This is a genomic window from Thalassotalea montiporae, from assembly GCF_053485855.1.
Genome location: NZ_JBQRUO010000004.1, coordinates 19100 through 43643 on the forward strand (window position 1 = coordinate 19100; position 24544 = coordinate 43643).

General features: G+C 42.7%; 20 protein-coding genes. 15 read left to right on the forward strand and 5 right to left on the reverse strand.

Annotation, left to right across the window (positions count from 1 at the left end; genetic code table 11):
- The first annotated feature begins 202 nt into the window (after positions 1–202).
- Genes ACSLUR_RS12895 through ACSLUR_RS12920 form a run of 6 tightly spaced genes read left to right on the forward strand, consistent with a single transcriptional unit; the run spans position 203 to position 7664 of the window.
- On the forward strand, positions 203–1519 hold the full coding sequence (locus ACSLUR_RS12895) for a TolC family protein (protein ID WP_448555155.1): 1317 nt from the start codon (positions 203–205) through the stop codon (positions 1517–1519).
- Positions 1520–1530: 11 nt separating this feature from the next.
- Positions 1531–2769 carry an efflux RND transporter periplasmic adaptor subunit gene (locus ACSLUR_RS12900; RefSeq protein WP_448555157.1) on the forward strand — a complete coding sequence of 413 codons (1239 nt, stop codon included), beginning with the start codon at positions 1531–1533 and terminating at the stop codon, positions 2767–2769.
- An 11-nt stretch (positions 2770–2780) separates the two neighbouring features.
- On the forward strand, positions 2781–5963 hold the full coding sequence (locus ACSLUR_RS12905) for an efflux RND transporter permease subunit (RefSeq protein ID WP_448555159.1): 3183 nt from the start codon (positions 2781–2783) through the stop codon (positions 5961–5963).
- A gap of 43 nt (positions 5964–6006) precedes the next feature.
- Positions 6007–6693: a HupE/UreJ family protein gene (locus ACSLUR_RS12910; RefSeq protein ID WP_448555595.1), complete on the forward strand. Its 687-nt coding sequence runs from the start codon at positions 6007–6009 to the stop codon at positions 6691–6693.
- A gap of 46 nt (positions 6694–6739) precedes the next feature.
- On the forward strand, positions 6740–7261 hold the full coding sequence (locus ACSLUR_RS12915) for a hypothetical protein (RefSeq protein WP_448555161.1): 522 nt from the start codon (positions 6740–6742) through the stop codon (positions 7259–7261).
- Between the two features lie 19 nt (positions 7262–7280).
- Complete coding sequence (locus tag ACSLUR_RS12920) at positions 7281–7664, forward strand: DUF6488 family protein (RefSeq protein ID WP_448555163.1); 384 nt, start codon at positions 7281–7283, stop codon at positions 7662–7664.
- Between the two features lie 129 nt (positions 7665–7793).
- Here the strand turns inward: ACSLUR_RS12920 and ACSLUR_RS12925 are convergent, their stop codons facing one another.
- A complete protein-coding gene (locus ACSLUR_RS12925; RefSeq protein WP_448555165.1) occupies positions 7794–8810 on the reverse strand; it encodes a 6-phosphofructokinase in 1017 nt (338 codons plus the stop codon).
- A 145-nt stretch (positions 8811–8955) separates the two neighbouring features.
- Between ACSLUR_RS12925 and ACSLUR_RS12930 the strand changes: the two genes are divergently transcribed.
- Together ACSLUR_RS12930 and fos are read left to right on the forward strand one after the other, a co-directional pair.
- Positions 8956–9825: a DUF6279 family lipoprotein gene (locus tag ACSLUR_RS12930; protein ID WP_448555167.1), complete on the forward strand. Its 870-nt coding sequence runs from the start codon at positions 8956–8958 to the stop codon at positions 9823–9825.
- The gene (gene fos, locus ACSLUR_RS12935) at positions 9818–10216 is read left to right on the forward strand and encodes a fosfomycin resistance glutathione transferase (protein ID WP_448555169.1); all 399 of its coding nucleotides are present in this window, start codon (positions 9818–9820) and stop codon (positions 10214–10216) included. The genes ACSLUR_RS12930 and fos overlap by 8 nt, the downstream gene beginning before the upstream one ends.
- 244 nt (positions 10217–10460) lie before the next feature.
- On the opposite strand, the gene pyk is transcribed toward fos, so the two are convergent.
- Both pyk and ACSLUR_RS12945 read right to left on the reverse strand, forming a co-directional pair.
- A complete protein-coding gene (gene pyk, locus ACSLUR_RS12940) occupies positions 10461–11915 on the reverse strand; it encodes a pyruvate kinase (RefSeq protein WP_448555171.1) in 1455 nt (484 codons plus the stop codon).
- Positions 11916–11976: 61 nt separating this feature from the next.
- Positions 11977–12825: a MurR/RpiR family transcriptional regulator gene (locus ACSLUR_RS12945; RefSeq protein WP_448555173.1), complete on the reverse strand. Its 849-nt coding sequence runs from the start codon at positions 12823–12825 to the stop codon at positions 11977–11979.
- A gap of 294 nt (positions 12826–13119) precedes the next feature.
- Between ACSLUR_RS12945 and zwf the strand changes: the two genes are divergently transcribed.
- From zwf to ACSLUR_RS12970, 5 genes are read left to right on the forward strand one after another with little or no spacing between them, the layout of a single operon-like run.
- Positions 13120–14586, forward strand: coding sequence for a glucose-6-phosphate dehydrogenase (gene zwf, locus ACSLUR_RS12950; protein WP_448555175.1), 1467 nt, complete (start codon positions 13120–13122; stop codon positions 14584–14586).
- Positions 14587–14589: 3 nt separating this feature from the next.
- The gene (gene pgl / locus ACSLUR_RS12955) at positions 14590–15282 is read left to right on the forward strand and encodes a 6-phosphogluconolactonase (RefSeq protein ID WP_448555177.1); all 693 of its coding nucleotides are present in this window, start codon (positions 14590–14592) and stop codon (positions 15280–15282) included.
- Positions 15283–15284: 2 nt separating this feature from the next.
- Positions 15285–17114, forward strand: a complete 1830-nt coding sequence (edd, locus tag ACSLUR_RS12960) for a phosphogluconate dehydratase (protein WP_448555597.1) — start codon at positions 15285–15287, stop codon at positions 17112–17114.
- Positions 17114–18139 (forward strand): glucokinase, encoded by a 1026-nt coding sequence (locus tag ACSLUR_RS12965; RefSeq protein WP_448555179.1) that lies wholly within the window; start codon positions 17114–17116, stop codon positions 18137–18139. Before edd ends, ACSLUR_RS12965 begins: the two co-directional genes overlap by 1 nt.
- The gene (locus tag ACSLUR_RS12970) at positions 18136–18801 is read left to right on the forward strand and encodes a bifunctional 4-hydroxy-2-oxoglutarate aldolase/2-dehydro-3-deoxy-phosphogluconate aldolase (RefSeq protein ID WP_448555181.1); all 666 of its coding nucleotides are present in this window, start codon (positions 18136–18138) and stop codon (positions 18799–18801) included. Before ACSLUR_RS12965 ends, ACSLUR_RS12970 begins: the two co-directional genes overlap by 4 nt.
- Positions 18802–18880: 79 nt before the next feature.
- On the opposite strand, the gene ACSLUR_RS12975 is transcribed toward ACSLUR_RS12970, so the two are convergent.
- Together ACSLUR_RS12975 and gap are read right to left on the reverse strand one after the other, a co-directional pair.
- A complete protein-coding gene (locus ACSLUR_RS12975) occupies positions 18881–21157 on the reverse strand; it encodes a hypothetical protein (protein ID WP_448555183.1) in 2277 nt (758 codons plus the stop codon).
- A 205-nt stretch (positions 21158–21362) separates the two neighbouring features.
- Positions 21363–22358 carry a type I glyceraldehyde-3-phosphate dehydrogenase gene (gene gap / locus ACSLUR_RS12980; RefSeq protein ID WP_448555185.1) on the reverse strand — a complete coding sequence of 332 codons (996 nt, stop codon included), beginning with the start codon at positions 22356–22358 and terminating at the stop codon, positions 21363–21365.
- A 240-nt stretch (positions 22359–22598) separates the two neighbouring features.
- Between gap and gnd the strand changes: the two genes are divergently transcribed.
- Together gnd and msrB are read left to right on the forward strand one after the other, a co-directional pair.
- Entirely contained in the window at positions 22599–24122 is a 1524-nt protein-coding gene (gene gnd / locus ACSLUR_RS12985; protein ID WP_448555187.1) for an NADP-dependent phosphogluconate dehydrogenase, read from the forward strand.
- 10 nt (positions 24123–24132) lie between these two features.
- Positions 24133–24510 (forward strand): peptide-methionine (R)-S-oxide reductase MsrB, encoded by a 378-nt coding sequence (msrB, locus tag ACSLUR_RS12990; RefSeq protein WP_448555189.1) that lies wholly within the window; start codon positions 24133–24135, stop codon positions 24508–24510.
- The last annotated feature ends 34 nt before the right edge of the window (positions 24511–24544 follow it).

The window sequence follows — 24544 nt, forward strand, 5'->3', positions numbered from 1 at the left end:
AGCATTAAAAGCTAGGCATTTTTTATATTTAAAACCGATTCTTGGTGGGTTTTAGCTGCCTGTTTCTACTATTCGTACTAAAACTTATTTTGTGGAGCTCAATGCCGTTTTGTGTAAGCAAAGCACAGATTGGTTCAAGGATAAATAACCTCAAATGAATGAGGTTAAGCACTTATACACTTATAACTTAAAGGTTAGACGCATGTTTTGTGGGAAAAATTTAAACTCAAAACCGATTGTGAATCGGTATTTAAAGGGGGTTGGCCGCGTAGGACTCTGTTGTATCGCACTGTCCGTCAATTTATTGGTGGCAGCATCAGCTAATGCCGCAGAAGCCATTTCGTTGAATAAAGCTATTGCCTTGTCGTTAAAGCAGCACCCAGAGCTGGCAACATTTACTTATAAGACTGAGGCCGCACAGGCACTTGTTGAACAAGCTGGGGTAGGAACACCGCTAGCGGTAAATGCTATGGTCGAAGATGCGTTTGGTACAGGGAGTAACTCTGGTATTAAAGGACTGCAAACGACACTGAGTATTTCGTGGCTACTCGAAGACGATATTATTCGTTCACGGGTAAAGCTCGCAAACAGTGAAGTCGCAGCCGCAACGATCGAGCGGGAAATTAAAGCCATTGATATCGCAGCTGAGACAGCGAGTATTTTTATCACCATACTTTCCCTGCAGGAAAAGCTAAAGCTTGCCAAACTGGCCGAGCAACAAGCGCGAGCTGTAGTTAAGCAAATCAGTAAGAAAGTTAGTGCCGGTAAGCTGTTTGTTGTTGATGAGTTGCGAGCAAAAGCGGCGCTGTCAATGTTTACCCTAGAGGTGGAAGACTTAGCCCATGAAATAGCCGCTTCAAAGGCGCAGCTTGCGGCGCAGTTTTCTGATAGCTGGAGTGGCGAGAATGTCAGCGGTACTGACTTTGATGTTGTTGGGAACTTGGCTGACATTCCAAGCGTTAAATCACTGGATACTGCATTGGCAAAGTTAACATCCAACCCTGTGTTTAAGCGCTTCTTAGCCGAACAAGAGACTAATCAATCTGCCATTGATTTAGCCATAACGGAACAAGATCCAGCTTGGCATATATCAACCGGAATAAGACGCAATGAGGTCGTTGATGATTACTCGTTTACCGCAGGCATAACCATTCCATTTGGCACCAATCATCGGAATAAGTGGCAAATTGCAGCGCTTAAAGCCAAGCAAAACCAAAGCAGAGCCGAGTCAGATGCGCTGTATCAGCGCATCTCAACACAGGCGTTACTGTTAACCCATAAACTAAAGCACAACCTTCACGTTATCGACGGCCTGACAAATCAGTCGATTCCTTATTTGCAACAAGCGAGCAGCAAAGCTAGTGAAGCCTATCAATTAGGCAGCTATCGCTATACCGACCTCTATGCGGTTCAGCAAGAGCTGATTAATGCGCAGTCACAATTGATAGATGCTTATACCAATATTCAACAATTTAACATTGAGTTAGAACGATTAACTGGCACGTCAGTGTCAAGGTAAGAGAGAAGATAATGAAACTTAAATCAATAGCCGCAGTTATCGCGTTAAGTCAGCTAGGTTTCGGATTTTCGATATATAGCCAAAGTGCCAATGCCGAAAGTCAGCCAGTTGAAATTCAAGCAGAAGTAGAGAAGGGGCCAAACAATGGTCGTATGCTGCGCGATGGTGATTTTGCCATTGAATTGGCGATCTTCGAAACGGGTGTGCCCCCCGAATTTCGTGTTTACGCTACTAAATCCGGTCAGCTGATAAACGCACAAGACGTTGAGGTTAACGTTAAGCTAACGCGCCTTGGCTGCGGTGTTGACGACATTAACTTCTTCGTTGAAAACGACTATCAGCGCGGCAACATGGAAATTTACGAGCCACATTCATTTCTGGTGACGTTAACGGCGAACTATCAAGGAAAAAGCTACCAATGGTCTTATGATAACTTTGAGGGACGTACTCAAATTCCAAACGCACTTGCACAGTCGATGGGGATTGAAACGGAAGTGGTCGCGAGTCAAAAAATGGAAGAGCGGTTAAAAGTTTATGGCACGCTTTCGTTACCCGCCAACGCGACTCGTAATATTGCTGCACGCTTTGCCGGCGAGGTGAAATCACTAAGCGCATCAATGGGTGAGAAGGTCAAAAAAGGCCAAGTGCTCATGACCATCGAAGCCAATGAAAGCCTACAAACTTACCAAATAACATCGCCAATTAGCGGTGTGATTACCCAACAAAATGTTGGTGTTGGCGAGCAGTCTGGTGATCGTGTGCTGTTTAGCATCACTGACACCAGCAAGCTGTTAGCGGATGTCAATGTTTACCCTATGGATCAAGCGAAAGTCACATTAGGTGCCAAAGTTGATATTCATATTGCTGGTAGCGAAACACCCATAAAAACTGTGTTAACGGAGTCGCTTTATCAATTAACTGCGCTGCAAGCGAAAGTTTACCGCGCGGTAATCGATAATAGCCAAGGGTTGTTTAGCCTCGGGCAATTTGTCACAGGGCAAGTACTGGTAGATACCTATACGGTCGAAAAAGCGGTTAAAGCCGAAGGGTTACAGGCATTTCGTGATTTTACCGTGGTCTACGGTAAATTTGGTGACCAATACGAAGTACGCATGCTTGAACTCGGCCGTAAAGCAGGCCCTTGGGTGGAAGTGCTTGGCGGTATACCACTGGGCACAGAATACGTGACCACCAATAGTTACATCATCAAGGCCGACATTGAAAAGTCTGGCGCTTCACACGATCACTAGGAATTGATGATATGTTGGAATCGATTTTAAAATTTTCTATTGAGCGCAGTAAGCTGATACTAGTATTTGTGTTTGCGATTGCCATGTTAGGGCTTTGGAATTTCCAAAAACTACCGATCGACGCCGTACCAGACATTACTAACGTGCAAGTAGTTATAAACACGGAATCTGCGGGCTTTACACCATTGGAAGTCGAGCAAAGGGTGACATTTCCGATTGAAACCGCGCTTTCAGGTGTTCCCAACCTAACCTACACCCGCTCCGTGTCACGCTATGGCTTGTCTCAAGTGGTTGCCGTTTTTAGTGATGAAACTGATATTTATTTTGCGCGCCAGTTAGTGAATGAGCGTTTAAGTGCCGCTAAGTCAGAAATACCCGCTGGATTCGAGCCTGAATTAGGCCCTATATCAACGGGGCTTGGTGAAATCTTTATGTTTACGGTGGACGCTAAAGCAGGGGCAACTAACTCAGATGGCAGCGTAATCACATCAACCGATTTAAGAACTGTTCACGACTGGGTTATTCGCCCGCAACTAATGCAAGTAGAAGGGGTGGTTGAAGTTAATCCCATTGGCGGCTATCAGCGCGAGATCTTAATTGCCATAAACCCAGATAAACTGCTGATGTTTGGCTTAAGCCAGCAAGACTTGATCAAGGCTGTTGGCACGCATAACCAAAATCGCGGTGCTGGCTTTATCGAAAAAAGTGGTGCCCAGTGGTTGATTCGTTTACCTGGCCAAGTCGATAGCGTTGAGCAATTGGCTAATATTCCGTTGCCATCAAACTCTTTAACAGCTAAAGCTGGGCAAATTCTGCGCGTTAAAGACGTGGCTGACGTCACTGAAGGCAAAGAATTACGCTCAGGTGCAGCGACCCAAAATGGCCGTGAAGTCGTGCTTAGTACAGTGTTTATGCTAATTGGTGAAAACAGCCAAAAGGTTGCCAAAGGAGTGGGTGAAAAGCTTGAGGAAATCAGCAAGTCGTTGCCACAAGGTATAGTGGTTAACGCGGTTTATGACCGTACTAAGTTAGTCAATAAAACCTTAGATACGGTTAAAATGAACCTGACCGAAGGTGCCGTGTTAGTGATTGTCGTGTTGTTTTTACTGCTTGGTAATATCAAAGCAGCATTGCTAACCGCGCTGGTGATTCCTTTTGCCATGCTAATGACAGTAACTGGTATGACCCAAACCCGTACGAGTGCGAATTTAATGAGCTTAGGGGCATTGGATTTTGGCTTACTCGTCGATGGCGCGATTATTATCGTCGAAAACTGTTTGCGCCGTTTAAGCCACGCTTCAAAAGGTAAGATATTACCGGTAAAAGAACGCTTAGTTTTGGTGTATGACGCAACCCGAGAAGTGATCCGCCCAGCACTATTTGGTGTCTTTATTATCACCGCCGTTTATCTGCCCATCTTTGCCTTGTCAGGGGTAGAAGGAAAGATGTTCCACCCCATGGCGATTACCGTGGTGATCGCTTTGATTAGCGCCATGATTTTATCGATTACCTTTATTCCTGCCGCTATTGCCTTAACGTTTAAAGGTAAAGTGGTAGAAAAAGAAAACGTGATTATTAAAGCAAGCGTTTCACTTTATCAACCAATTCTAACGTTCGTGTTAAAAGCACGTTGGTTGGTGGTAGCAGGTGCTGTGGCGTTGGTCAGCTATGCCGGTGTGATGAGCACACAAATGGGCAGTGAATTTGTTCCGAACCTCGATGAAGGCGATATTGCCATGCATGCGCTGCGCATTCCAGGTACTTCGTTATCGCAATCTATTGCGATGCAAAAAGCACTGGAAGAACGGATCAAACAACTGCCAGAAGTTGAGCGAGTGTTTGCCAAAGTGGGCACGCCAGATGTCGCCACAGACGCCGTGCCACCGAGCGTTGCCGATAACTTTATTATTTTAAAACCGCGAGATGAATGGCCTAACCCAAACAAGCCTAAAGAAGCTTTAGTCAAAGAGTTGGAAGCGTTAGTAACCCCTGTGCCAGGTAATCGTTATGAGTTTTTGCAACCGATTCAAATGCGCTTTAATGAACTGCTTGCGGGTGTGCGTGCTGAGCTAGCCATTAAAGTATTTGGCGACGACTTTGATACCTTAGCCGAACTTGGCAAGGCGCTAGAAAAAGCCATTGTGAACGTTGACGGCATTCGTGATGTGCAAGTAGAGCAAACCAAGGGTTTACCTGTGTTGACCTTTTCTCCTAAACGCGAGCAACTGGCGTTATATGGTTTGAGCCTTGCGGACTTCCAAGCTCAGGTAGCAATTGCTATGGGAGGCAAAACCGCGGGTAAATTTTATCAAGGTGATAAACGCTTTGATATTGTTGTGCGGTTACCTGAACAACAGCGCCAAGACGTGGATGCCTTAGCCCAATTACCGATCTCAGTGCCGATCTCATTGCCAAATTCAGTGTCAGAGAAGAGCTATGTACCGCTGCAAGAATTAGCCAATATCGAGATGGTGGTGGGTGCTAACCAAGTCAATCGTGAAAACGGCAAGCGCCGCGTGGTAGTTACTGCCAATGTCCGTGGCCGAGACTTAGGCAGCTTTGTTAAGGACATTCAACAAGCGGTTGATGCCAATGTTAAACTGCCAGCGGGCTATTGGATTGAGTACGGTGGCACCTATCAAAAATTGCAATCTGCCTCGCAGCGTTTAAGCATAGTGGTGCCTGTGACACTAGTACTGATTATTGGCTTGTTGCTACTAGCACTTGGTTCAATGAAAGATTCTCTGATTATTTTTTCTGGGGTGCCTTTGGCCTTAACAGGTGGTGTTTTTGCCCTGATGATCCGCGATATACCTTTCTCAATTTCTGCCGCGGTTGGCTTTATTGCGCTTTCGGGCATCGCCATTCTTAATGGCTTGGTCATGGTGTCTTTTATTCGCGATTTGATTAAACAAAACTATGCGTTAGAAAAAGCAATTATTACCGGCGCCTTAACCCGACTTCGTCCCGTACTTACCACGGCTTTAGTGGCATCACTAGGTTTTATTCCAATGGCATTAAATACTGGCATTGGCTCTGAAGTTCAAAGACCGTTGGCTACGGTGGTGATTGGCGGCGTTATCTCATCAACCATTCTAACCTTGTTTGTTTTACCAGCACTTTATCGTTTGTTACATGCAAACGATAAACAACAAGTATCAGCAAACAACAACTTAACAACAGCAAAAGGGTAAATCGATGTTAGGGAAATTCAAATTCACTTATTTGTGGTACCCAATGTTAATGCTGGCAGTCTTGGTTTCTTTTGAAACCTTGGCTCACGGCGTTGATGACAGTACACGTAACTTTCTCGAAAACAATACCGGCGTACAAATATTACCGTTTATGTACATCGGCGCGAAGCACATGGTAACAGGCTACGATCACTTGTTGTTCTTGGTCGGTGTGCTCTTCTTTTTAAGAAGTACGCGTGATGTTTTGCTGTATGTCAGCATGTTTACGATTGGTCATAGCTTGACCTTGATGACTGGCGTGTTAGCCAACATTCAAGTCAATGCCTACCTGATTGACGCCATTATTGGATTATCTGTTGTTTATAAAGGTTTTGATAATTTGGGTGGTTTTAAACATTTCTTTGGTAAACAGCCGGATCCGAAAAAAGCCGTGTTGATTTTTGGCTTATTCCACGGTTTTGGTCTAGCCACCAAGATACAAGAGTTTGCATTACCGAGTGAAGGGCTGGCGACAAACCTTCTGTCGTTCAATTTTGGGGTAGAGATAGGGCAATTCTTAGCACTGATGTTTATTCTATTGGCCATTAATTTCTGGCGTCAATTTGAGAGTTTTAACCGTTTTGCCAAAACCACCAACACCGCGCTGATGAGTGCGGGCTTTATGCTAGTTGGCATGCAGCTCACAGGCTTTATTGTCCAGTTAGCCTTGTCAGTTGGTTATGCCAGCTAGTTTTATCAATTTACATCTTTAGTTAACAATTATGAGAAACATTTTTATGGAAACCAGTCAAGTTAATCAAACCAGTCGCTCGCTAGTGAAAGCGACCATTAGTTCACTCGTTGTCGCTGCAATCGCATTAGTGCTATTCATTCTACCTGCAGAATACAACATCGACCCGACAGGTGTTGGTCAAAAATTGGGGCTAACAGTCTTTAATGAAGCCGGTTCAACACCAACCACAACCGCATCATCTGATGGCGAGCAAGATGCTGTTTTACTTACCGTACCAGCAGGTAAGGGCATTGAATACAAGTTGAGTATGAACAAGTTTCAAAAAGCTACCTACGAGTGGGTAACCGATGGTGGTGCGTTATATGTTGACTTACATGGCGAGCCAAAAGGCGATACCACAGGCTATTTTGAGTCTTATACCATTGCCAGTGTTGAAGAAATGAAAGGGAGTTTCACTGTACCTTTTGACGGTTCACACGGCTGGTATTGGAAAAATAACTCAGACAAAGACATCAACATTCAACTTCTTTTCAATGGCGACTATGTCATTGAAGGTCTTAAATAACAGCGAATAAGGAAAAATTATGAAAGCTTTAACTCAAAAAATAACCCGAATCATTTTAGCCTCGACGCTTATTTTCACCTCATCAGCCTTCGCCCATGGCGACGGCCACGGTAAGCTAGATAAAAGTAAAATTATTCAAGCTGCGCAAACTTCTGCCAAAATGTTAACCTTTAAGGACAAAGGCATGTCAGTGGGAAAACTTGATAGTTCTTGGAATAAGGTAGCTAAAGGTGCGTTTAAGCTCGTTGAAGAAACCGATAATGCTATTGTTGTTAAAGCGACTAATACGAATAACCAACAAACCTTGCTTTTTAACGTCAGCAAAGGCGGAAAAGTGCTGGATGTCAAAGAAGCCAAGTCACAATCTGGTGAGCATGGTCATAGTCACGGGCACGCTCATTAAATTTAAACGAGTTGTTAGCATGCACTGTGCGCATAGATTTTGAACTGTGCTTAGTGCTTATAATCCGTATACGACGAAGATTATCTTCGTCCTTATTGAACATACAGCAGGCCCGACATTTCTTATTGACTAGTGATTACCTATTTTGAAAATATCTTCGTGAATACTAACCAAGTCATCATTAACCACTTTTTTGTGTTGTATGGCTTTGCTAAGTGGTGTGTGAGTAATTTTGCTTTCGCACTCGCCAATCATAATGCTGGATTTCTCTAAAAGAATCGCTTCAATTGCGGCGACCCCAAGTTTAGTAGCTAATATTCTATCTTTTGCAACGGGTGAACCACCTCGTTGAATATGGCCAAGTACACAAATACCAACATCGATATTACCCTGTTGCTTTAGTGCTTCGCCTAGCGAGTGAGCGCCACCGGGCCAAAGGTTCTCTGCAAGTACAATTAAATAACTGTGCGCTTTGTTTAGCTTTTGCTGTTCAATATCAGCAATTATCTCGGCTAATTTAGCTTCTTGCGCTAGTGGATCGAAATTTTCAAAGGAAATAATTTGCTCTGCGGCACAGGCGACCCCAACATTAAATGCGATGTGGCCACTATGACGCCCCATCAACTCCACAACGAACACTCGATCGAAGGCATCAGCGGTATCACGAATTTTATCAATAGCATTAATTGCGGTGTTAATCGCGGTGGAAAAACCAATTGTAAAGTCGGTGCCATCTAAATCATTGTCGATGGTGCCAGGCAGGCCAATTAACTTACCCTGCCAATGATCTTGTATGGCTAACATGCCGTTGAAAGAGCCATCACCACCAATCACAATCAAGGCATCAATATTCTCTTTGATTAAACAGCTAACAGCTTGCTTAATGCCCGTTTGGGTCATCATTTCTGGGCAGCGAGCGCTTTTTAAGATAGTACCGCCTTGATGAATAATATTGGTTACGTTATCAGGCGATAAAATGCAGTAATCTTGATTGATTAATCCGTTGTAACCGTGGTGAAAACCATAGCAAGTAAGCTTGTGGTGTGCGGCGGCTAGGATGATAGCTCGTATGGCAGCGTTCATTCCAGGGGCATCGCCACCGCTGGTAAGTAGCCCAATCTTACGTGGTTTTTCGCGTGTTGCCATCGTTATTCACTCCTAAGCCTTTTGAAATATTTGCTGACATAACCGCATGTTTACAATCCTTTGTATTCTGACTATCGTAGTTTAATTCAACTAACTTAAACACAGATTGTGTTAAATCAATAATTTATACCGAGGGATTGTGTTAATGATGAGCTTCATCAAACGTGGTAAACAGTTTGCAACCGTCATATTTTGTTCTTTATTTTTAACGGGTTGTAGTTTTACTTTCGTTTACAACAATCTTGATTGGTGGGTTGATTGGTATCTAGATGACTATGTCTCACTAAATAAATCACAGAAAAAAGTGTTTGATGCCAAGTTTAGCGAGTTACATGATTGGCACCGAGCAACACAATTAACTGCTTACGCAAAACAATTAACGTCGCTAATGGAGCAGGTGAACCAAGGCATTACGCCAGAGCAAATTGCTGAGCACTTACAGCAAATGAGGGCTCATTGGGTTAATTTGCGCGAGCATGCAAAGCCAGATTTGATTGAGCTTACCAGCTTACTCAACCAAGAACAGCGTCAGGATTTATTAGAAGGTATCGCTGAAACTAATCGAGAAAATAAAGAGGAGTATGAGGCAGAGTATCAAAACCTGACACGCGATGAATGGGTTAAAAAAGAATGTGTGGAGCAACAAGAACAATTCAGAAAATGGGTTGGCAAGCTCAATAAGGAGCAAAAAGCTCAGCTTTGTGTTTTGAGTGAAGGGTTTCAATCAACCTATAGCCATTGGTTAACGTATCGTCAGGCTTGGTATCAAGGCTTTAGCCATGCACTAAGTCCTGAGCTAAATAAAGAAACGTATCAGCAACTGTTTGCCGAGCTTATCTCTTCGCCAGATGACCTAAAAAGTAAAGAGTATGTCGCAATACAAACACAGAATAATCAAAACTTTTCCGATATCTTTTACTATATGATGCACAGCCTAACGCCTAAGCAGAAAAATCGTTTTAATAACCGCCTACAAGATTATATCGACGATTTGAACGACTTAGCAGATGATTAGTGCGTTGAATCACATCACCATCGCTGTTAGTGATATAGATCGCTCTTTACGGTTTTACACACAAGTGTTGGGAATGAAAGGGGAAGTCAAATGGAATACAGGGGCTTATCTAACACTTGATTCTTTGTGGTTTTGTTTGTCGCTTGGAGAGGTCAAGCCAAGCGAAGACTATAGCCATATTGCATTTACTATTGCGACGGATAAATTTGACGTGTTTCGTCAATTACTCACCAAACAGCATGTGAAACAATGGCAGGAAAACACAAGTGAGGGAAATTCACTTTATATCCTAGACCCTGACGGCCACAAATTAGAAGTACACTGCGGAAATTTAAAAAGTCGATTATTATCACTAAAGCGTTCACCTTATCAAGGGCTTGAATACCTCTAAACCAGCAATTTGGCTTCTAAAGGCTAAAGGCTAAAGGCTAAAGGCTAAAGGCTAAAGGCTAAAGGCTAAAGGCTAAAGGCTAAAGGCTAAAGGCTAAAGGCTAAAGCTGCAATTCACCAGTTCTATATTATCCGTATTAAAAAATCCGTATAAAAAAAGCGAGTACTTTGGTACAGGTACTCGCTTTTTTGAATGAAAGAAAATTAGCGCAATAAGCCTATTTCATCTTGTTTTAGTGTGCCATTTAGTGCTTTAACAAATCCTTGGTTACTTTAAGCACTTTCATAGTATTTGTTGCACCAACTGTTTCCATTAAATCGCCGTGGGTGAATATGACTTTGTCGTTTTCTTTAAAATCACCGTGACTAACAACAGCTTTTAGTACATCTTTAGTTAACGATTGATCTGTGCTTTCGGTTGAATCAAATTGCACTGGGTAAACACCACGGTAAATAACCGTTTTCGTTAACGTTTTATGATGGCGCGAAAGTGAATAAATCGGCAATCCTGAGGTAATGCGCGACATAATTTTCGACGTTTGACCTGATTCTGTTAAGGCGATAATCGCTTTTACGCCTTCTAAATGGTTAGCTGCGTACATTGCTGAAAGTGCCAAGGTTTCTGAAATTTCAGTAAACATTAACTCAATACGATGTCTCGACATGTTTACTGAACGGTGTTGCTCCGCACCCAAACATACTGCCGCCATCGCGGTTACCGTCTCTACTGGGTATTTACCAGCAGCTGTTTCAGCTGACAGCATAACTGCGTCAGTGCCATCAAGAACCGCGTTTGAAACGTCCATCACTTCTGCACGCGTTGGCATAGGTTGGCTGATCATAGTTTCCATCATTTGTGTTGCGGTGATCACTACACGGTTAAGCTGACGGGTACGAGCGATAATGTGTTTTTGTTTACCAACTAGGGCAGGGTCGCCAATTTCCACACCTAAGTCACCACGCGCCACCATGACCACGTCTGACGCTAAAATAATTTCATCTAACACTTGGTCGTCGTTAACCGCTTCTGCGCGTTCGATTTTAGCGACTAGCCTAGCGTTGCAGCCAGCTTCTTGGGCGAGCAAACGCGCTTCGCGCATATCAGCGGCGTCACGTGGGAACGAAACAGCAAGAAAATCAGCATCTAGTTTAGCCGCTAGTTTAATGTCTTCTTTATCTTTATCGGTTAATGCAGGCGCCGTTAGGCCACCACCTTGGCGGTTGATACCTTTATTATTCGATAGCGGACCACCGACAACAACTTCAGTAAATACTGATGTGCCTTGAGTGTTTAGAACTTTTAGTTGTACTCGACCATCATCAAGTAACAAGACATCGCCACTGGTCACATCATTAGGCAATTCTTTGTAATCAATACCAACTTTTTCTTGCGTGCCTTCACCTTTAGGTAAGGTGGCATCTAACTCAAATTTATCTCCAACGTTTAACTGTATAGGACCGTCTTTAAACGTTGAAACTCGAATTTTAGGGCCTTGTAAATCGCCCAAAATACCAACGTAAATACCAACCTCAGCTGATAGTTCACGCACCATATTTGCGCGATTGATGTGATCTTCAGGTGTGCCGTGCGAGAAATTTAAACGTACAACATTCACGCCCGCTGCCAGTACCTTTTTTAGTGTTTCTTTATCGTCTGTTGCTGGACCTAAGGTAGCAACAATTTTGGTTCTTCTAGGCATTTTTGTGATTCATCCTGTGTAAGTGGGTACTAAAAAAGGCATACCTAAGTATGCCTGTTTTTTATTCTCTGCGTTCAAATCTTGAGCTACGCAGACTGTCTTTAACTTTTTTGAGGTTGTCTCTAAATTTACTGCCACGGCGCAGAGTAAAACCAGTTGCTAAGATATCTACGAGCGTTAACTGGGCAATGCGAGAAGACATTGGCATGTATAAATCGGTATCTTCGGCAACATCTACTGAAAGCACTAAACTACACTCTTTGGCAAGTGGAGAGCCGTCGGTAGTAATACCGATGACAGTGGCGTCGTTTTCTTTTGCTAGAGCCGCAACTTCCACTAAGGCTTTAGTACGACCTGTGTGCGAAATCACTATAACCACGTCGCCTTGCTGGCTATTGATAGCGCTCATGCGTTGCATCAAGACATCATCAAAGTAAACAACAGGTACGTTAAACCTGAAGAACTTATTTAAAGCATCATGTGCGACAACAGCAGAAGCACCTAAGCCGAAAAACGATATTTTGTTGGCTTGTGTGAGCAAATCAACGGCGCGATTAACGGCGGTTGTATTTAAGCTTTTTCTTGCTAATTCTAAGCTCGCCATGGTTGACTCGAAGATCTTTGCTGTATATTCATCAGCAGTATCATCTTCATCGACATGTCGGTTTACATAGGGTGTACCATTTGCCAAGCTTTGAGCTAAATGCAGCTTAAAGTCAGGGTAACCTTTAGTGTCTAATCGGCGACAAAACCGGTTAACGGTAGGCTCACTAATATTGGCTTGTTTAGCCAAGGCAGCAATACTTGCGTGAATAACTGTATTTGGCGACGCTAGAATGACTTCAGCAACCTTTCGTTCAGACTTACTAAAGGTGTCTAGCTCGTTAGCGATCTTTTCTAAAATGTTCATATAATTTTTCCAGATCTTTTTTGCTAACTGTAATTTATTTTCTCAATAAATAACAGTAAAAATGTAAATTTATTACAATATTTCATTAGATTACTCTTATCTGTTGAAAATAATCTCGATGTGTAATTAATAGCCATTGCTCAGCTGCTATAATTACAAGCGACACATTAAGGTAGCGACTACATACGTATGAAGTGTAGTAAAATTACAGAAAGTTCTTTACTGCGCTTATAAGTAGCGCTAAATTAACCGCAAATGTAGTTTAGTTACAGCATGTAAACTAGAGATTTATATATGAAAAATGCACAAAGCAGCCCAGCAGTTGACGTCGTACTATTTGGAGTACTTGGAGATTTATCACGCAGAAAGTTACTCCCTGCACTTTATCAACTGGATTTAGCTGGCCTGCTTGATGAGAGCACTCGTGTTGTAGGTGTCGCCAGACAAGAGCATTCAAACCAAGATTTAGTCGACTTTGCCAAAGAAAATTTAACGCAGTTTGTCAAAGAAGGGTTAAATGAAGAGGTACTGAGTCGTTTCTTAGCACGCTTGGTATATCAGCGTTTAGACTTCAAGCAAACTGAAAGTTACGTAGACTTAGCGAATACGGTAGCAACAGACAAAGAACGTATTTATTACTTCTCAACACCGCCAGCTATTTATGGTGACATCACCGAAGGCTTACACAAAGCTGGCTTAATTCAGTTAAAAGACCGTGTAGTCATGGAAAAGCCAATTGGTCATTGCCTTGAGTCATCTAAAGTTATCAACGACATGGTGTCCAAGCATTTTGAAGAAAATCAGATTTACCGCATCGACCATTACTTAGGTAAGGAAACGGTACTAAATCTATTGGTACTACGCTTTGCCAATTCCTTGTTTACTAATAATTGGGATCGCAACCATATCGACCATATCCAAATTACCGTCGCCGAAAGTGTTGGTATTGAGGGACGTTGGGGCTTTTACGATGAAGCTGGCCAGATGCGCGACATGGTGCAAAACCACTTATTGCAAATTCTGTCACTACTGGCGATGGAGCCACCAGCCGATTTGAGTGCTGACAGTATCCGTGACGAAAAACTAAAAGTTATCAAAGCACTATTGCCTATTACTCGCCAGAACATTAAAGAGAAAACGGTTCGAGGCCAGTACACTGAAGGTTTCTTAGCAGGTAAAGCGGTACCTGGATACCTTGAAGAAGAAGGTGCCAACAAAAATAGCAATACGGAAAGCTTTGTCGCGATTAAAGCAGAAATAGATAATTGGCGTTGGACGGGTGTTCCTTTCTACTTGAGAACGGGCAAACGTATGCCAGCCAAACACAGTGAAATTGTTGTTCACTTTAAAGAGCAGCCACATAACATCTTTAAAGATAGCTATGCTGATTTACCTGCAAATAAATTAACCATACGATTGCAACCAGATGAAGGTGTAGAGCTTGAGGTCATGAATAAGATCCCAGGTATCGCATCACAAATGAACATCCACGAAAACAAGTTGGATTTAAGCTTCTCAGAAACTTATGAAAATGAACGTGTGGTTGATGCTTATGAGCGTTTGATGTTGGAAGTTATCAATGGCAACCAATCGTTATTTGTGCGCCGCGATGAAGTGGAAGCCGCATGGAAGTGGGCTGATAGCATTATTGATGCGTGGCAAGCGAGCAATGATAAGCCGAAACCATATGCAGCAGGCTCATGGGGACCAGTGTCGTCAATTTCACTGATCGCTCGTGATGATAGACAATGGGTAGAATAATAGATGTATAAAATTAACGAATTTGAATCTCGCGCAAACTTAGACCAAGCGCTTGCTGATCAAGTGGCTGAAATTCTAGTTAGTGCAGTAAAGTTAAAAGGTAAAGCAAGCATTGCCGTTTCGGGCGGTTCGACACCAAAAGGTTTTTTTGCCGCACTTTCCAACATGGAGCTGCCTTGGAAACAAATTACGGTAACGTTAGCCGATGAGCGTTGGGTTGATATTACTGATGACGCTAGCAATACCAAGTTAGTTCACGAAAACCTACTACAAAATAAGGCACTAGACGCTAATTTCTTCCATATCAAACAAGGCGACGAGCTTACAGTTGAAGTACTTTCAGACTTGAACCTTGCTGCAGGTACTACAGTGTTGCCATTTGATGTGCTGATTTTAGGCATGGGTGAAGACGGTCATACAGCGTCACTGTTCCCGTGCAGCAACGAAATCCATTCAGCCTTATCACGCGACGCAGCACCGCTGTTAAAGGTTGTACCGCAAACGGCGCCACACGAGCGCATTACCTTTAGCTACGCATACTTAGCGCAAAGTAAAAATACCTTTTTACACATTTGTGGCGATAGCAAGAAAGAAGTACTAGAGAAAGCACTAGCGGACTCTGACGCGACGCAAATGCCAATTCGTGCATTTTTGCACCATGAGTCACTTGAGACTCAAGTATACTGGGCAGAATAATGATGAATCCCCAAATTCAAGCGATTACCGAACGAATCATAGAACGCAGTAAGCCTACTCGTCAGGCTTACCTAGATAAAATTGAACGAGCAAAATCGGACACAGTCCACCGTGCCAGTTTGTCTTGTGGCAACTTAGCACATGGCTTTGCTGCATGTGGCAAAGAAGATAAAAATAAGCTTAAAGGCTTGAATCACTCAGATATTGCCATTGTATCGGCTTATAACGATATGCTTTCGGCACATCAGCCGTACGAAACGTATCCAGCGATTATCAAGCAAGCAGTCTCTGAAACTGGCGGTGTTGCTCAGTTTGCGGGCGGTGTACCAGCAATGTGTGATGGTGTCACCCAAGGTCAACCGGGTATGGATCTTAGCTTAATGAGCCGAGATGTGATTGCAATGTCTACGGCCGTTGGCTTATCACACAACATGTTTGATGGCGCGTTAATGCTTGGCATCTGTGACAAAATCGTCCCTGGTTTGTTATTAGCGAGCTTAACCTTTGGCCACTTACCAACAGTATTTGTGCCAGCTGGCCCAATGCCTTCAGGTATTCCTAACAAAGAAAAAGCACGCGTTAGACAACAATTTGCCAAAGGTGAAGTGGGTAAAGAAGAGCTGCTAGCAGCGGAATCAGCGTCATATCACAGTGCTGGAACTTGTACATTCTTTGGCACCGCTAACTCTAACCAGTTAGTCGTTGAAGTAATGGGCTTGCATTTACCGGGTGCATCTTTTGTCGCGCCAAACACAGAACTACGTGAAGAGTTAACCAAAGCAGCGGCACGTCAAGTCACTCGTCTAACACAGCAATCAGGTAACTATTTACCAATTGGTAAAATGGTTGACGAGCGCTCTGTAGTTAATGCTATTGTGGCCTTACTTGCCACTGGTGGTTCTACGAACTTAACCATGCATATTATCGCATTTGCTAAAGCTGCCGGTATCATTATTGATTTCCAAGATTTCAACGACTTGTCGGACTCAGTTCCGCTGATCACTCGTATTTATCCTAATGGTCATGCCGATATTAACCACTTCCAACAAGCAGGTGGTATGGCGTTGTTATTCAAAGAACTAATCGGTGCTGGCTTACTACATGAAGATGTAGAGACGATTTGTGGTCGAGGCTTAACACGCTACACCCAACAACCTGTGCTAGAGAATGGCAAATTAGTATGGGTAGACAGTACTGATGTTTCTGGCGATCCAGAAGTGATCGCAACTACAGCACAACCATTCAAGCCAGACGGTGGTTTGAAAGTACTCAAAGGTAACTTGGGAACTTCAGTGTTAAAAACGTCTGCACTTCGCGATGGCAGTACAGTGATCAAAGCGCCAGCCGTTGTTTTTGAAGATCAACACGAATTAGAAGCTGCATTTAAAGCAGGTGAGCTTGAAAAAGACTTTGTTGCGGTAGTGCGCTTTCAAGGGCCAAAAGCACGCGGAATGCCTGAACTTCATAAATTAACGCCACCTTTAGGTGTTTTGCAAGATAAGGGCTTTAAAGTAGCGCTAGTGACTGACGGTCGTATGTCTGGTGCATCAGGTAAAGTGCCTGCTGCTATCCACTTGTGCCCAGAAGCACTAGACGGTGGTTGGATTGCTAAAGTACAAAATGGCGACATGATCATGGTTGATGGTGAATCAGGCGAATTAACCTTGTTAGTTGACGAACAAGAGCTAGCACAGCGTCCGTTAGCTAAGTTTAATGTTAATGGCCACCATGAAGGTATGGGACGTGAGTTGTTTGGCTTTATGCGTCAAAGCTTGAGTTCAGCTGACACTGGCGCATGTTCACTATTTGGTAATCTTGAGGGTGAGCATTAATGCTCGAGAATGTAGTTAATATTGTCGCCGATATTGGTGGCACTAATTTAAGAATTGGCATTGCCCAGCAAGATGGTAGTTGCAAAGCATTAACTGTTTACCAATGTGCTAAATATGCAAGTTTGGCGGAAGTGGTTGCTGATTTTATTGAAAAAGAGCAGTTGTCGGGTAAAACAATCAATGCATGTTTTGCAATAGCATGTCCGGTCGAAAATGATCTTGTGGTTATGACCAATTTACCTTGGCAATTTTCAAAAACACAATTGAAATCTGCTCTTGGACTCAACAAGCTACTGCTTATTAATGACTTTACCGCAATTGCTCACGCGATCCCTATGCTGAGTGATGAGCAAAAAGTTCAAATTGGTGGTGGTGAGTCAGTCGCTGGTAAACCTATTTCAGTTTGCGGGCCGGGCACTGGTTTAGGTGTAGCGAACCTAATTCAAGAGCAAGATGCCCAACAGCAAGAAACTTGGTTAAGTTTGAGCGGCGAGGGTGGACATGTCGACTTTGCGCCTGTTGATAAACAAGAAATCGACATATTGGAATTTTTACTGACGAAATATCAGCATGTTTCGTATGAGCAGTTGCTTTCTGGCTTGGGGATTGAACAAATATACCAAGCGCTTGCCAGTAAAAATTCCTCGGTTGAGAGCGAGCTAACCGCACAAGATATTACCGCTCGTGCGTTATCAAATGAGTGTGAAGTATGTGCTCAAGCTTTAGCACAGTTTTGCAAAACACTTGGCAGCTTTGCCGGTAATCTAGCATTAACGCTAGGCAGTTTCGGCGGAGTTTATATTGCTGGTGGCATAGTTCCAAGATTTATAGAGTATTTTAAAGGCAGTGATTTTAGGCAACGTTTCGAAGAAAAAGGCCGTATGTCTGGTTTTAACCAAAGCATTCCTACCTATGTGATTACTGAATCTCAACCTGGAATTTTGGGTGCAACCGCATACCTTCTTCAAGACAACCTTCAACACGATTTACAAGACGATATACAAGATAAGAAAGAGGCATTATGAAGGATTTAAAAAAATGGCAACTGGCGCCATCTGAGCTATTTGCAATGGGACCAATTGTGCCTGTACTTGTTATCGAGCATGTTGAAGATGCGTTGCCAATCGCTGAAGCGCTAATGGCTGCTGACATTAACGTATTAGAAGTTACACTTCGCACACCTTCTGCGTTGCAGGTTATTGAGACCATTGCTAAGAATTTACCAGATGCTGTAGTTGGCGCAGGCACTGTGACTAACCGTGAATTATTGCAAAGATCACGAGATGCTGGCGCTAAGTTTGCTATTAGCCCAGGGTTAACCAAAGATTTGCTTAAAGCGGGTAATGAAGGTGATATTGCATTAATTCCAGGAATATCCTCGATTTCAGAATTAATGGATGGCATTGACTTTGGCTATGATCACTTTAAGTTCTTCCCCGCTGAGGCATCAGGTGGCGTTAAAGCAATTAAATCCATTGGTGGGCCTTTCCCTAACATCAAGTTCTGTCCAACGGGGGGGATTAACCTAAACAATGTTAACAACTATTTATCTTTAGGTAATGTTGCATGTTGTGGTGGCTCTTGGTTGGTCTCTGACAACATCATTAAGCAGAAAAATTGGACGGCAATTACTGAGCTGGCGCAAGAAGCTTTGGCTCATGTCGAACAAGCTAGCGTTGTTAAATAGCGGCTAAGTTAGTTATTTTAAGATAAAAAACCAGTCGTCATTGACTGGTTTTTTGTTAGGTCAGCCTAAAAGTGTCGGATTAGTCGCTATTCTTATTCTTATTCTTATCGTCAAAGTCGCTAATTGAGATAGTGTTATTCAAGGAAATAACATTTGTTTTGCTGATGCGGTGGCGATATATTTCGCGTAAATAATAGATTGCATTTTTAACGTTATCCAATGTTAAGCGGATGTCATTAATTGACGTAAACTGTTTGTTGTCATTAATCAGCTCCCGATACTTTTTCTCATACATCGGCTTAATGGCATACCAGTTAGTGTCGAGAATCTTGGCCGGATTTTCAAACTCCAATAGCAACTTGTCGACGTCTTTTACATCGAATTCATCAGCTTTAATAAACTCAATAATTCGCTTGTCTACTGTATCGTCAAATCGATAATTATCATTTGCAAAACAACGCTTTATATATGCAACGAAAAGCGTTAAGAAGTCGTCGCTAAGGCAAGGGCTTTTAGCTATTAACGTAGTTAGTGACAAGTTTGCAGAGGCACCAATAACAAGGGCGTAGCGTTTTAAAGTGGTATTGGGAAATAAATTATTCAGGTGCATTTTTAATTTATTTAAATCCATATACGAAAGCTTATAGTCTTTCGGCAGTGATACGATTGAAACCACAGAAGAGCAGTTTTTATAAAAGTGTAGCTTTTTAAGTACTGAAGCATCGTAGTCATGCTTTTTATAGTGTTCGAGGGCGACACGATATTGATTAGACTCAATAGGTAAAATACTGATGCCTTCGATGGCTTGAGTTTGTTTATTAAAGTGCGGCAGGTCGATTGAGCGATAAAAAAGATCATCAATATCGAGTGATTGTTCGTCGGCATTGAATAGCTTTTTACTTTCACCAGAATGTTCGCTATCTCCAACCACAGATTCTGCATAAGCAATTGCTACAGGGCCTGCCAAACTCATAAATAAGTCATTGGCGTCGAGCCGAATGGTTTCGCCGATATCAATACCCGCGCGTCTGAAGTAATTTTCGTCGTAATCTGTGGTAACCGCTTGCGCTGTTAAAATATTGAAAATCTGCTGACTAATATATTGATTAGCGTGTCGTTCCATTGAGTTAACATCAATAAATTGCATACCACCATCTTTATCGTTTTGCTCAGCGTAGCGCATGATATCGTTGGAAATTAACATCATCGCATTCCAAGGTCGTATGTGCGGTATCATGTTAGTAATTGACGTATTTTCATTATCCATGCTGTAGGAGAAATTCCATTCTTCCGACAGATACTTACATAACAGGCGGCCTGCGTTGATATGTAGGGCTTCCGACGTTTCGACGTACTGATCTGAAATATTGGGTAAGATACAGATACCGCTAGTAAAAATGGGCTCAAATACAAACGATTGATTGTGACTGGCTAAATCCCGCTCCGACTTTGTATCGAATGTTTTATTCATATACGAATATTGCTGAGCCAAACCAAATTCTGACGCCATGCCAGAGCCAGTGCCACCACCAGCGCTAAATATGTAAAAATACAAGCGCGATTGGTTGGCTTTAATACCGCATGAATCTATTAAATACGAGTGAATAAACTTCCAATCTTGATTAGTGAATTGATCGGTATTTTTGTTCAGTATTATTTTCGCCAAATATTGGCCGAGGATAGGTGCGTTGCCCGCACCGCCTGCATGTACTTCAGACAGATCCATGATTTTGAGCTTGTTGTAATCTTTTAGGAAGTTATTATCAAAACCCTTGGAGGAGAATCGAATACGTCCTTCGATGTCTTTGTCTAAATCACCAAGCATGACCAAAGGCTCGATAAGGAACACCGGCTTTACTGCTTTTGACGGCTGAATATTAAGGCTGCGCTGAATCCACTTTAGTGGTTTGCTATCGTTTTCTTGCGCTTGCAGCTGCGCGTTGTGAAATTCATCTAGATAGTAATTACGAGCATTGTGAACAAGGCAGGCAACATCTAAGGCGATATTTGAACCACAGCGACCCAAACCAATTAAACAGACTGAGGGAAAGTTTGGTGGTATAAGATCTTCATCTTCTGAAGTGTGCGAATTGGGGTAGACATCACCTCGCAAGTTATCCAAATTTTTAAGTATTAGTGAGACGTCTTTTTCGGTGAAATAATTGTACTTATCGGCGCCAATGAAGTCGCTAGTTTCATTAGTGTTCGTTGCAATCGTACGTTTATTCGAAATCGTTTCCTCTTCTCTTGTAGTAGCATTGGAAGAAGGGGAATGAGCTTTAAGTGACTCTCTTGTTTTACGCTGAGGGGAGTTTACTTGGTTACTAGCTACCTTGCTTGGTTTGTTTTTCTGCATATCATCCTCTCTGGCTTTGTTCCCAACGATTTGTAAGCACTTTTGCAATGCTCAATAAGACGAGCGAGTTCGTCCATAGCCTGAAGATAGTAGATGAATAGAATAATTGCTTAATAGTTAACAAAAAAGTCGGCGAGTGCCGACTTTTCTAAGTGTTCAATTAGCGTAAATCTAACTTTGTTTGATTTGCTTATTTCGCTGTCGATTACTTGGCGATGTATGCAACTAAATCGAGTACTTTATTTGAGTAGCCAATTTCGTTGTCATACCAAGATACAACTTTGACGAAGGTATCTGTTAAGGCAATACCTGCACCAGCATCAAATACTGAAGTGCACTTTTCACCGATGAAGTCATTTGAAACTACTTGGTCTTCTGTGTAACCCAAAACGCCCGCTAGTTCACCTTGTGAAGCAGTTTTCATTGCCGTGCAGATTTCTTCATAACTTGCCGGTTTAGCAAGGTTGACCGTTAAGTCGACAACTGACACATTTGGCGTTGGCACACGAAAAGCCATGCCCGTTAGCTTGCCATTTAACTCAGGAATAACTTTCCCAACGGCTTTTGCGGCACCTGTTGAAGATGGAATAATATTTTGACCCGCACCGCGGCCACCACGCCAGTCTTTTGCAGAAGGGCCATCGACGGTTTTTTGGGTTGCTGTTGTAGCATGAACCGTAGTCATCAAGCCATCTGTAATGCCCCAATTGTCATTGAGCACTTTAGCAATCGGTGCCAAACAGTTGGTGGTACAAGAAGCATTCGATACCACATCTTCACCTTGATATTCGCTATGGTTTACGCCCATAACAAACATTGGTGTGGCGTCTTTAGACGGTGCCGACATGACAACTTTTTTAGCGCCAGCTTTAATGTGTTTGCGTGCTGCTTCATCAGTTAAGAACAAACCTGTTGCCTCAACAACCACATCCGCTCCAATGTCGTTCCACTTTAGCTGCTCTGGATCGCGTTCAGCGGTGACACGAACTGTTTGACCATTTACCACTAAATTGCCATCAACGACATCAACTTGACCGTTAAAGCGACCATGAGTTGAATCATATTTAAGCATGTAAGCCATGTAATCTACGTCAATTAAGTCGTTAATGCCGACAATTTCAATATCTTGGCGTTCTTGCGCCGCTCTAAATACAAAACGGCCGATGCGACCAAAGCCGTTTATACCAACTTTAATAGTCATGTGAATTCCTGAATTTTATTAATGTAGTAAAATTACACCAATAAATAAAAAATACAAGAACAAAACACTTGGTTATGTAATTTAGTTAAATTAAATTTCGGATTGTTACTAAAAAACCAAGAAAAATTAACAGCTTTATACGTTTTAACTGAAGCGTTATGGAAATTCCCATGATAAAATAGTGGAAACATGGCGCATTGATGCGCCGACATCCACTGTATTAACCCTCGGAATTAGAATATGACACAAGAGAAAGCATTGTGTGACATCGGCTTTATCGGCTTAGGTGTAATGGGTAAAAACCTTGTACTTAACCTTGCGGATAACGGCTATAAAATTGCTGCTTTTGATTTAAGCCAAGAAAAAGTAAATGATGCAATTGAGCAAGACAAGGAAGAAAACAAAACAGATAGCCAACGTGTTTATGGTTGCTCGTCTTACACTGAACTCCTCTCACAACTAAAAGCCCCTCATTTAATTGTTCTGTCTGTTCCCGCTGGTGAGCCAGTAGATCAAGTTTGCGAGAGCTTGATAGGCGCCGGTATTCAACCAGACGATATTGTTATCGATACTGGTAATAGCTTATGGGTTGATACGGTTGAGCGCGAAGAGCGTTACAAAAATCAATTTATTTTGTTCTCGTCAGCGGTATCTGGCGGTGAAGTAGGTGCAAGATTTGGCCCTGCGCTTATGCCAAGTGGTTCTCCGTATGCGTGGACTCGAATTAAGCCAATTTGGGAGGCTATTTCTGCCAAGGTCGACCCTAAAACTGGTAAGCCAATTGAGCGTGTTGAGCCAGGTCAAATAATAGAAGGTGGCGATCCATGTGCCGCCTATATTGGCCCAGCAGGTGCAGGTCATTACGTAAAAATGGTGCACAATGGTATCGAATACGCAGATATGCAAATTATCTGTGAAGCCTATCATGTACTTCGAAATGGCTTAGGCATGAGCTGTGATGAAATTGCTGATACCTTCGAACAGTGGAACCAAGGTCCATTAGATAGCTACCTAATGGAAATATCAGTGGAAGTTTTACGTCACAAGATAGAAGATGAAACGCCACTAGTTGATTTAATTCTGGATAAAGCCGGCCAAAAAGGTACTGGTTTGTGGACAGCGGTTAGTAGTTTAGAAGTAGGGTGCCCAGCGCCGACAATTTCACAGGCTGTATACGCACGTTCAATTTCGTCTTTCAAAGATATGCGTGTTACCGCATCTGAACTTTTGCAAGGCCCTGCCCAGAAAACGCTTTCTGATGAAGACAAACAAGCATTTATCACGCGCCTACATGACGCGATTTACTGTGCAAAGATTTGTGCATACGCGCAAGGCTTCCAGTTAATGAAACTTGCAGCCAAAGAGCATAACTGGACACTAGACTTTGCTAGCATCGCTAAAATATGGCGTGCAGGCTGTATTATTCGCGCTGTGTTCTTACAATCAATTACTGAAGCGTTTGAGCGCAACGAAGAGCTAGAGAATCTATTCCTCGATGAATTCTTTGTTGAACAGCTTAATACATACCAAGCGAACTGGCGTCAGGCGGTTGCTGAAATTACTTTGATGGGTATTCCGGCAGGGGCGTTGTCTTCATCATTGTCGTACTACGATTCAATGCGCTCAGCGGTGTTGCCAGCTAACTTATTGCAGGGGCAGCGTGATTTCTTTGGTGCCCATACATTTGAACGTTTAGATAAAGCAGCGGGTAAGAAGTATCATGTTGAATGGTCATCGCAGGAACGCGCAATTCAAAAAATTTAGTAGGTAGACTATGAGCCAGGATCATTATAAAGATAAATTAAGCCCAGAAGCCTATGCTGTGTGTCGACTAGCGGCGACTGAACGGCCTTTTACGGGCAAATATAATGATCACTGGCTTGAAGGAAATTATCATTGTGCCTGTTGTGAACGTCCTTTGTTTTCGTCAGCAACAAAATTTAATGCTGGGTGCGGTTGGCCAAGTTTTTATGATTGTTTAGATGATAATGTCTCGTACTTGGAAGATTTGACTCACAATATGGTAAGGGTTGAAATTCAGTGTAAGCATTGTGACTCGCACCTCGGCCATGTATTTGATGACGGCCCAGCACCTACTGGCAAGCGTTATTGCGTGAACTCTTTGAGCTTGGTTTTTGAACAAGAACTATAGTTCAGACTAATCAAACGACTAAGAATAGCTAGCA